Genomic DNA, 10,319 nt, shown 5'->3' on the forward strand with positions numbered 1-10,319 from the left:
CTTACTGTCCTGTCAACACGGGAACGCGCCGGTCGGTCACCTGACCGACAAGCGAATTTGCAGCGAGCGAACTCATTGCTGCCAACCGCATCTGATTCGCGGCAGCACCTTGGCAGGCAGCACTTGAACAATCCACAGCCGCACTTGCGCGGACATCCGTCAGCATTGCAGTGTAGGCATAGCCTGCGAGCTCCCCTTCAGGGGACAGCGTTGATTGCGAGAAGGCACCAGCGTAATTGCTATCCCAACCTTGCATGGCATTCGGCACGAGGTCGCATGCACCACTCCTGGCCTCCGACACCGTGCAGTAGGTGTTCTTTCGCTGCGCGATGATGGCCGCATCCGCCTTCGCCTGCGAGCTTACCCGTGAGCTTGAAAAGCTTTGCATAAGCCTGGTCGCATCACGATCTCGCTGTCCCAAAGCCTCTACGCGCAATGCGCCCTCCGTCTGTGCCTCGCACAGCAGCGTGCTCGGTTGTCCCACCGCTGGGTCCACCGACACAACGGCATTACCCACTCGCTCTGACATCTCGATAGCGCCGATCGCCGACGCAAGCAAGCTTTCCGATCGCACGCGGCTATCGTTCTGTTGCTGCGCTGACACTGCCGTCTGCTGTGTTGTGACCGACCAGGACGAGGCCTCGCCTCGCAAGGTGTTCACAAACGTGACCACGGACTCCCAGGAGAGAGCAGCGGCACTTGCCGGCGAAGCTGCAAGCCATCCCAACATAAGCGCGATGGCGAGTCGTTTGTAATTCATCGCCATCATCAGTTGAATAAGGAACCAAGACGGTCAATCACGGATGATCCGGTGCTCGACGCAGGGGAAGCTGAGGGCACAGATGATGCGGAGTACCCAGATAGTTGGCCTTTCAGCGCGCCTATGGAGCTGTTCAGCCCATTGAGTTGAGCCTGCGCATTTTGCAGCGCCGACTGGTAGTTTGAGCAATTGTTGTAGGTCTGCGACAGACAACTCGACAAGCGTGACTGCGCCTGCGAGACGGCCTGTTGCGCGGGGCCTACCTGCGCCTGGAGATTCGCAAGCTGGCTGTTGACGTTGTTGATCTGGCTGTTGCCCGTGCTGATTTGGCCCAGTGCTCCCGACGAGTCAAGACCGGCACCAGGCGACCCACTCGAACCGCTCGAACCGCTGCCACCGAAATCAAGCGGCGTGCCGCTGAACGGGTTGAGGTTCACGTCGTAGTCCGTCTGCGCAGGAGGCTTGGAGTATTGCGAGCCCAAATTGGGGTCGATGGTCGCAAGCGCTCCGGACATCAGGCCATTGCTAAGACCATTCAGATCACCGATTCCACCCATCCCGGTGCCCGAAGACAGACCATAGATCGCCTGATTGATAGACGATGTGGTCATCATCCTGGCCTGGTCCACCGCCGAGCAAACTTTCTTCTTGGCGAATTTCACCAGTGCATTTGCAACCGCATCCCGGACGGAAGAAAGGCTGGGAATCGCAAAAGACAGATCCCATGTTCCCAGTAGGCTCGAAAAGCAGTCACCCGATGGCGAGAAAAGCGCCTCCGTGTTCGGCATGGCCGAGGCCAACTCCGTATGGATCTTCAGCGCATTCTGGATGGCGTTGCCAATAGTCCCGGGCGTGTTGCCGGTCGCGCAAAGCTCGGCCTCCTTCTTGATGCTGTCGGCGACGACTGAAGTCTGCTGAGAAAGCAGGTTGCTAGAGCCAAGAGCTGCATGCGCCGCAGGCATGCCGCCCAACAACAGCACAACCACACTCGCGCGCACCGCCGAGGCAGCCGCACCCAAGCGGAAATCACACGACATCACGGTAGCTCCCCATAATCTGCATAATCCGAAGCAGCCTGGCGCCGGAAAAAATGCGCCCAAGCATTTGCGCACGTTCGAACACAACGAGCCTGTGACGCACGGTGGATACCATCACGTCATCTCGGCTGGTGGATTCAAGGGTGCTCGCCAACTGCTCGATGAAACGGTCATTTTTCTGGGCCAGATACCGCAAAATCAGCATGCAACGAGAGGTGGTCAGCCCTGCGAGCAACGTAACAAGCGGATCCACTAGATGGTCCAGCACGGCGGCGTGCTCTTGCATCACGTGCTGAAGGTTCCCAATGAAAGCCCGCAGGAGCATGCTGTCCTCGCTCGACAGCGTATGCTCGCGGTAGTCCACAGCCCAGCGATCCACGCCGTCAAGGCCGAGAAGAAAGTTGAGCGTTCGGGCCGCGTCACCGCCGCTCGCGCCTGCCACGAAGTGCGACAGCACCGACTGGCTATCGAGATCCAACTCGCGGATAGCCGCGCCGTCCCAGACGGCTTCATCTTGTTGCGCCATTTTAATTGCAGCCATCCGAAAACACCGTTTTGGACCGGACTTTTTGATTCTCTATCAAAAAAATGTCGTCGGCAACATTATGACATGCTTCTAAGGTGCAAAATCGACTTCTTTCTCAAGCGAGGCCGCTAATTGTTGCTCAAATTTCGCCTTCAAAGCTTGGAGCACCGCGTGGTCCGGTGTCGGCAAATAGAACTTCCCGACATGCCGGTTGACCTGCAACCGTTTGAGCAGTTCTGGCATATCCTCCCGAGGCACATCGACGCTCATATATGCGCGCGTGCCAGCCAGCTTCAGACGCATACTGTGCACAGCGGACTTTTCGCCCAGATCGAATATTGTCCCGTCGCTCATCAAACTGCCCGCCCGCGACCGGGTGCCGGGGATGACGAACCGGAAGCTTCGGCCGTTGTTGAGCACCTCGAACATGATGCCATCCCCTTTTTTCATGTCCTTCACGCCCGCGTCATAGAACCGAAAGGCGCCTGACCGCGTTCGCTCGGCATAAGCGGGCTGGTTCGGGTCCAAGAACGCGTCGATGTAGTCGATCATGTCGGCCGCATCCAATCCGATGGGCAGCGCTTTCACCATGTCGGGCGTAATGCGGTCCTTCAACAGCACTGCCCGCTGCCGGTTTCCTTCCGCATCCGTAAAGAGCACGGCCGAGCCCAAGCGTTGCTCGTTGGCGAGCTCGCAAGCGCGGAAAATATTGCCTCGAAGAACATATTGGGTCCGATCCACCACGCCGTCAGGCGCCTGGTTATAGGCGTCCAGTAGCCGTGAGACGCTACGCTTGATGTGGTCCGGCGCATTGGCAAAGTTATCGGGGTCCAACCGTTGCCATGCACCGCGACGTAGATCCTGATCCTGGTTCCGCACCGTAGCCAACGTAAGCTCGCGTACTTTGTCTTCCCCGGGAAAAGCTACTTTTGCACGGTACTTGGAGAGCAAGAACAACTCTTCACGTCCATTGGGAAAATGCACCGACGTGATGATGCCGGTTCGCTCCCCTTGGAAGGTATCCTCGTGCACGACGGGCACTCCTGGGCGGAATGACGACAGATTAGCAATCAGCCAGTCCACCCGCTCCGCCGCGCTTTTCGCCGCCGCCGCTTCCTGGCTCGCCAGGATGGAGGCCAATGGCGCCTCACTTTCCCGCATCTTCGCCGGCAGCTGCTTGCGCACCCAACCATCCCGCGATCCAACCAGTTGGTCGCGCAGCGTGTGCAACCCCGCGCCGTCGGCACCAATCGCCTCCGCGTAAAGCTCGTTTCCGATCGATATCAACTTCTTGAGCTGATCTGCCCGAATGGGCTTGACCTCCTGTTCGTACTTCAAGGTGACCAGCTTCACTGGCTGATCGAAGGTGCTGCCCGATGAACGGATAACGCCGCTCTGGAGCTCTTCTTCGCGCACCACCCGGGCGCCCCAGTCGAAAACGTCCACCTTAAACGGGTTGATGCCACGTTGGGTCAACTCTTCGAGCTTGTCGGCAAAGCGCAGCGATATCTCGCGCAAGATTTCCTCTTGTCGCGATACGCTGACCATCATGAGCCGGCCCATAAGCTTGTTGATGTACTCGCACTCCTGGTTGAAGCGGCGCACGTCATCGTCGTCATCGCCAGGCAAGTCGATGTCCAGGCTATGAGCCACGTCCGGATTCTCCAGCAGCCATTCAAGAGCAACCCGGTCGCCTACATCGTTCAACAAGTCGAAGTCTTCGCCTTCTAGATTGGCGTTTTGGCGATTGCTCGTCGTATTCGCCGACAGCCTGCGCAGCTTCGCGTTGTGCATCATCGTCGCCCGCAGTTCTGCGGGCAGACCTGATTCTAGGCTCGTGATGCGCGGCGCAACGACCTGGCCCTTGCGATTCACCCTTCCCATCCACTGGAGAAATTCGGCAATATTGGCGGCTTTCTGCGCGACGATGAAATTGCGTTGCCGGATATCGGAGTCGTCAAACCTATCGGTCGCATGCAGCGAAATACCCGTCGAACCGGAACGGGTGATGATGATGGCCTCGTAGCGTCCATTCTGGAACCCAGCGACATTTGCCACGGCATCGCTCTTGCCATGAAACTGCACGCTCCAGCGATCTGCGTCGGCCTCTTGAGGCACAAGCGAAGCCTTGCGCCCGGACACCTCGGCCACCGGGAACCCGCGCTGGGTGAGCTCCTTCTTGATGACGTCAATAGGGGTGAGACTCAGGTCTGGAAATGCCCGGATTCGCTCGCGCAGCGCCTCTTCCGCTTCCCCATACTCTTCGCTGCTCGCCTTTTCGCGCTGCACGTCACCATATCGACCTTGAATCTTTATGATCGCAACACGGTCTAGCATGATCTCCAGTAGTTCGCGGTATTGCGGCGGGCTATCCAGTGTGGCAGTACGCAGCGAGTCATTGATCGACGCAACGAGCTCATCGCGTCGAGCCAATTCCTCCGCAGTCAATGAACCACTGCGTTCGTCCAGATCAGCGAGCTCTGCTTCAAGGTGATCGATCCCAAGACGACGAGAGAGCACCTGGCGCAGCAACGACTCGCCGGTGTTTTCTACCGCAATCACCGGCTTTCTGCCGTTGGCGAGATCTTCAAGTGCTGTCTGAACCGCCTCTTCAATCTTTATGGCAAGAAGAAACTGTCGATTGAGGTTGTACAGACGGGAACCGAAGTTCATTGACGAGGCCTGCAACCGCGCGCCCTTTCGGTCTTGTTCCGGGATCGACTCCCACTCCTTCTTATAGCCCCTGTTGAGCACAGCAACTTCTCGCGCCACGTCTCCAGCCAGATAGGCCAAACCGGACACAATCTCCGCCAGTTCATCGGCAAGCTGACGGTTCCTGGCCTCTCGCTCGGGCGCAGGAAGCCGCGTATGGAACACAAGGTCAGAGAAGTCGAGCTCGCGCCGGATGAGCACACCATCCCTGGCCATGTTTGCGCTGATGGCCTCTTGAAGCGCCTCACCGCCCGTGCGCAACGTCTCGGGCAGCGACTTGAGATCGACGGAAGCAGGGAACACCTTGCAGTAGAGCCCGAAGTTCTCGACCCCTTTCAGCGGCGTTGCGGAGGCATACATTGTCGCAGTGCTGTTCGCCACTGCTTGCTGTACCGTCGCGCCGAGATTCGATGAGCCAGCAGCAACATGGGACTCATCAAGCACAAGCATGCCGTCATTGGCTGCGATCTCGGTCAGCAGTTGCGCCTTTCGATTTTTTGCGTAAGCACGCATGAACTGCGAATAGGTGCCGAGCACCAAGTCCACATCCGGTTCAAGCATGCCAGTCTTCAACGCGGTCTCACGTTCGGCAGGCGTGGTCGCGCGGTAAAGCACTTCCGACTCGGTTCCGAACTTTTTGACGTTCACGCCATCGTTGAAGATAAAGAGCTTTTTAAACAGCTCGCCGCTACCGATGTCGTTGATGTCACGGAAGATATCGGTGAACAGCTCCGGGGTTATGGTCAGAAAGATTGGCTTCTTGCCGTGCAGCTTCGCATAGCGCAATAGTCCAGCGACATACCTTCCCTTGCCCACACCGGTCATATCCGCGTTGATAATTCCACGGCCCTTCTCCACGGCATTGATACCAAGCGCGAGCGCATCGACCTGCTCAGGGCTGAAGTAGGAGCCGAGCTCATCCAATGGGTATCGAAGTTTCGTCGCTACATACTCGTCCACCGACCCCACCCGTGCCTCCAATGCGTTCAACGCCGCATAGGTGGCACCGGCCATGTTGATCGGAATCATTGTGCTGGGTTCGCCCACCCGCGATGCAGCTTGATAGGGAGCCTGGAATTCATTCACGCGCCGCTCGTCGGCCACTTGCATGTCCGGATAATCGGACAGCACCGACGCGGGCACTTCTTTGCCAGCGGCCAGCGCCTGCTCTACCACGTCGCGATGGGTGACCGGCGTATTGAGCCTGTCCATCACCTCGGCCAGTTCCTGCTCCGACAACGGAGCCTTGCCACCCTCATGCAGATCCAGCTTTTCCTGCGCCCATGTAGTCACGTCACCCCGAAGACGGATTGCGCGCGCGCCGTCGGCTTGCGCCAAGGCTTGCTCCCATTCTGCGCGGGACATTTGCCACGGATCTCGGTCCGCGCCGTCAGGATGTACAAAAGTATCTTGCGGCGCGGACAATGCAACGCTCGCGTCATGAGGCTCAGCGTCATGGACGATAGGGTCAGGCTGCTTGCCCTGTGAATCAGGCTCGTTCCTGAAGTCGTTGCCGCTGGTTAGCTCGCCCGTTGGTGCTTCAGCGTTGACCCAGCCGTCGGCGAACTCCAGCAAGCGATCGGCCTCGCCATCATCAAGACGCGGATCCATGCGGATCTGCTCGCGCATGCCTGCGGGCGGGTTGCCGTTGTTTTCGATCCATTCACGATAAATTCGCGCCTGGACTGATGCGGCCGCTTCTTCACCATGATCCTCGCCGATTCTTGCTGACGTGCGCGTAGCAGTGGCTTGTTCATCACCGGTGTACGGCTCGCGGCTGACTTCCTTCGACGCGCTGTCGATCAGCGGGCTGCTATCCGTACCTGGGCTCTCCACAGTCGTCGCATCGCCAAGGAACACGCGCGCCGCAGCGTCAACGTCAAAGGTCGGCGCCACGGAGATGTCCGGCACCACAACGACCTCATCGCTGTCTTGGACTGCCAGATCGACCGAAGACATAGCGTAGCTTTCAATTACTCGCTCGCCCCATTGCCACACTTCATCGTAGGAGGTCAGTATCGTGAGCTTTTCCGGCACGTGCGCCTGAATGGGCGCGGCACGACGAGCGCCTACAACCAGCATGCGGACATTGAAGCCAGATCCTTGCCGCGAGTACATCCGCCCGTCCAGCTCCACCAGGCCAGGAACCTCATAGTGGTCGTAGATGTAATTCAGGAAGCTTTTCGTGCCGCCTCTTATCGTGCCATCCGACCGACTACTATCTGCTCCGAAAATGAGCACAGATCGTCCGCCGCGTTTGCGTGCTTCTAGCGTGCGCAAAGCGATGAAGTGATCTTGCCTGCGAACCGATGGCAATTTATCGAATGCGCGAGGCGAATCCAGCTCGCCAAACGGCGGATTGGCAATTGTGTAATCGAAGCCATCGGCCTCACCAAATACGCGCTGGAAGGAGATCTGCGTGGCGTCACCCAGGTGGATATTGACGCGTCCAGATTCTTCTATTGCACCCAGACGCGTGGCATCGAGTTCATTGCCAAAAAGCCTCATCGTCTGGGGCATCAACGTTAGAAGTCCGCCATTGCCGACGGTAGGCTCAAGCACCGTCTTTCCATGTAATGCGTCCGAACCGATCAGCAGCCGCTGAGCAATAACCCCCATCGGCAAGGGAGTGGAGTATTGCTGTAGGAAAACGCTTTGCGCGGTGCGCATACGAGCTGTCGGCAGCCCATAGTAGAAGTCCGTCGCGGTTTTGAAGGCGTGCTCGTCGGGCGCCTTGGCCATGCGAGTGAAATGCTGGTACGCAGCGGCCTCGATCGCCTCTTGCAGCCGATGTAGTTGCTCGTCGCTGGGCTCGGCCTCTTCCTGTGATATCGAGTAGACAGTGCGCGCAAAGCGCACCACATCGGGCCAGGCCGTCTTGCCGCCCATTCGCACATACCACAGGAACCCTTCAGCACATGCACGCAGCTCCGCGTCATCGCTCGCACGCAGAAAGGCGCTTTGCCCCAGGCTTGTCGCCTGCGGCGATCCTTCGGCGATGGCGTTTTTGCCACTCACCGCGATAAATCGCCCAGCGGGGCCTTCATAGACCAAGCGACCAGATCTGTTGTAGCCCAGCTGCTTGGACCGCATGGTAACGGCATGGATATTTGCGCCGAACTTCTCCAGGGTCTTCTCTCGAAAAACCCTGTCGATCTCCTCGCGGTCCACCTCGACAAGCAAACAAGACTCAATGCCAAATGCCCTTGCAAGGGCTTTAGGGCGAAGGCGCTGATCGTCGCCCTGCAGGTAATAGATTCCTCTGTCGTAACGGGGCGACCCGGCAAATGGCACCAGCCCCACTTCCCTCAGCTTTTCCGGGTCGCCGATGTCGTTCATATCGAGCACGACCAAGCGCTGTTTGCCATCTGCCATCTTCTGGTCGCCAAGGAATATGCCATGTGCAGCCAGGTCAATCCACTTCTGCTTTGTCGCCATCATCTGTACCCGTTCGCTGTCGGGGGAAATTGCACGCCTGAACCATGTAGGCGCATAAGCGCAATTCCTAGGAGCCATACAAAAAGGAACGGCAAGGGCGATATCGCCCTGCCGTTCCTGCCCTACTTGATCAAGTCGCCTTGATCATTCCCACCACCAGGAATCACATGCTGGGCACTTGCGCTTCATCCTCGTGAGCCACGTCTGCTTGCGTAGCCATCGGCGGAATCTCGGCCGCATCGCTCTCGGCCGTATTGTCTGCGTCGGTCGTTGCTTCTGCCTCGGCAGCCGGTGCACCCGATTCCAAACGCAAATCCGCGAGCTTGTAGGCCTTCGGGAACATCTGCACGGGCGATGCGTAGACGGCGTAAGGCTCGCCATCTTCGTGTCGAAGGATTCCGATAACCGTATCGGTATAGCCCGCGACGGATCGGAAGCTCTGATCGCCCGTCGGCTCCTTGATCGTGTAGGCCGCCAATTGCGGCAGATCCTTGTCCTTCAGATAGGTCTTCCGGGAATCCGCGCCGAAGTCGATCTTCTCGGCGGATATCACTTCCACCTGCAGGTGCCCCTCCTTTACTCCCCAGTACAGATTGCGCACGTCTTTGATGACCTCCGCGTCGGTGGAGGAAAACGCGGGCTCCGGCTCCCCCTTGATCGCTGCCACGGCGGCGCGGAACGAATCGCGCTGCGCGGTTTCGAGGTCGGTACGACCCTTCACACCTGACATCAATTCGGAGATCGTCTGATCAGCGTCGCAGGGCCGCGAGACATCCTTGTTCTCGCCCAGCGCTTGGTCAAAGACCTGCGTGGTACGCGTGGCGGGGTACATACGGGGCGCGCGGACGACGGCGCCCTTGTGCGTGACGCGCATGATCATCAACGGGTCACGGGCGCGGCCCTGGGCGTCCTTGATCGTCAACGCCTCGGACATCAAATCGGTGATGTTATCGGCCGTGGCCGTCGCGCTGCCCTTGATCAGTTCGACATACGCCTGCGCCTTGAAGCGCGTATCCGCGCGCTCGTACGCTTCACGCAAGCGAATATGGGCCTTGCCCGTCAGGATTTCCGCATCCGGCTGCGTCGCGATGGTCTTCGGCCAGTGCGCCCGATATTCGGTCACGCCGTCAACCTCTCCCAAACGACGGCAGTCATCGAATGCGATTAGTTTGATGCCGGCCTTGGCCTTGTCCGAGATGCTGTCCCGGGTGTTCTCGCCCGTGACGTACTGGGCCTTTACCGCGTCTTCCTTCAAGTTCGGACGGTCGGCAACCCGTTCCGCGACCGTGTTCAGCCGAACCTTGATTTTTTGGTCGGGATGACCAGCGCGATGCCCGATGGCGTAGTGGAACCCCGATTCGGGCGTCGAGTATTCGTCCACCACCATAAAGATACGCTCCGGCCTGGGGCCGCGCTGGGAGGTCTTGGGGGTGCGAGAGTTCAGCTTGCTGGGATCGAAGTTGGACATGGTGAAGTTCCTGTTTTTGACGGGTGTGCAATTGGGGTACATCGCTACTGGCACGAAGGCCTTGTCCCTTACGGCTGGGTGGCGAAAATATAAGGCTGCTGTACACTGCCGTCAATATGTCCAAACCAAATTTCTTCTTTTTAATTTCAAGCACTTAGGTAGATTTTTGTCGTTTGCTGTTTCTGACACTGAGATAGTTTTCCTGTGGTTCAGTTTTTTTGATCCATGCTAAACTGATTCAAGGTAAATGAATTTGTTACGATGCCCTAGCCTTGCCCGCTGCCGGAACAACGACTACCATGCGCAAAATCGCCCGCAGACTATCCACCGAAACCTCCATATGGTGCTTGCCCCCTCACTGCCGCCCGGAGCATACCG

Annotated in this window: 5 protein-coding genes; all 5 read right to left on the minus strand. The window is 58.3% G+C overall.

The features are described 5' to 3' along the window. Position 1: 1 nt before the first annotated feature. Positions 2 to 760 (minus strand): hypothetical protein, encoded by a 759-nt coding sequence (locus BAU07_RS26590; protein ID WP_066665973.1) that lies wholly within the window; start codon positions 758 to 760, stop codon positions 2 to 4. Positions 761 to 768: 8 nt separating this feature from the next. Then, positions 769 to 1,797: a hypothetical protein gene (locus tag BAU07_RS26595; RefSeq protein WP_066665946.1), complete on the minus strand. Its 1,029-nt coding sequence runs from the start codon at positions 1,795 to 1,797 to the stop codon at positions 769 to 771. Then, positions 1,787 to 2,338 (minus strand): type IVB secretion system protein IcmW, encoded by a 552-nt coding sequence (locus tag BAU07_RS26600; RefSeq protein ID WP_157122587.1) that lies wholly within the window; start codon positions 2,336 to 2,338, stop codon positions 1,787 to 1,789. The genes BAU07_RS26595 and BAU07_RS26600 overlap by 11 nt, the downstream gene beginning before the upstream one ends. Before the next feature lie 75 nt (positions 2,339 to 2,413). Further along, complete coding sequence (locus BAU07_RS26605; protein ID WP_066665949.1) at positions 2,414 to 8,476, minus strand: strawberry notch C-terminal domain-containing protein; 6,063 nt, start codon at positions 8,474 to 8,476, stop codon at positions 2,414 to 2,416. A gap of 160 nt (positions 8,477 to 8,636) precedes the next feature. Continuing rightward, on the minus strand, positions 8,637 to 9,941 hold the full coding sequence (locus BAU07_RS26610; RefSeq protein WP_066665951.1) for a hypothetical protein: 1,305 nt from the start codon (positions 9,939 to 9,941) through the stop codon (positions 8,637 to 8,639). Positions 9,942 to 10,319: the final 378 nt, after the last annotated feature.

The sequence above is a fragment of the Bordetella flabilis genome (assembly GCF_001676725.1).
GTDB lineage: Bacteria > Pseudomonadota > Gammaproteobacteria > Burkholderiales > Burkholderiaceae_B > Bordetella_C > Bordetella_C flabilis.

Bases quoted from the DNA above. Each gene is read 5' to 3' on its own strand.
- BAU07_RS26605 (WP_066665949.1), bottom strand. From the start codon at position 8,476: ATGATGGCGACAAAGCAGAAGTGGATTGACCTGGCTGCACATGGCATA.
- BAU07_RS26595 (WP_066665946.1), bottom strand. From the start codon at position 1,797: ATGTCGTGTGATTTCCGCTTGGGTGCGGCTGCCTCGGCGGTGCGCGCG.
- BAU07_RS26590 (WP_066665973.1), bottom strand. From the start codon at position 760: ATGAATTACAAACGACTCGCCATCGCGCTTATGTTGGGATGGCTTGCA.
- BAU07_RS26600 (WP_157122587.1), bottom strand. From the start codon at position 2,338: ATGGCTGCAATTAAAATGGCGCAACAAGATGAAGCCGTCTGGGACGGC.
- BAU07_RS26610 (WP_066665951.1), bottom strand. From the start codon at position 9,941: ATGTCCAACTTCGATCCCAGCAAGCTGAACTCTCGCACCCCCAAGACC.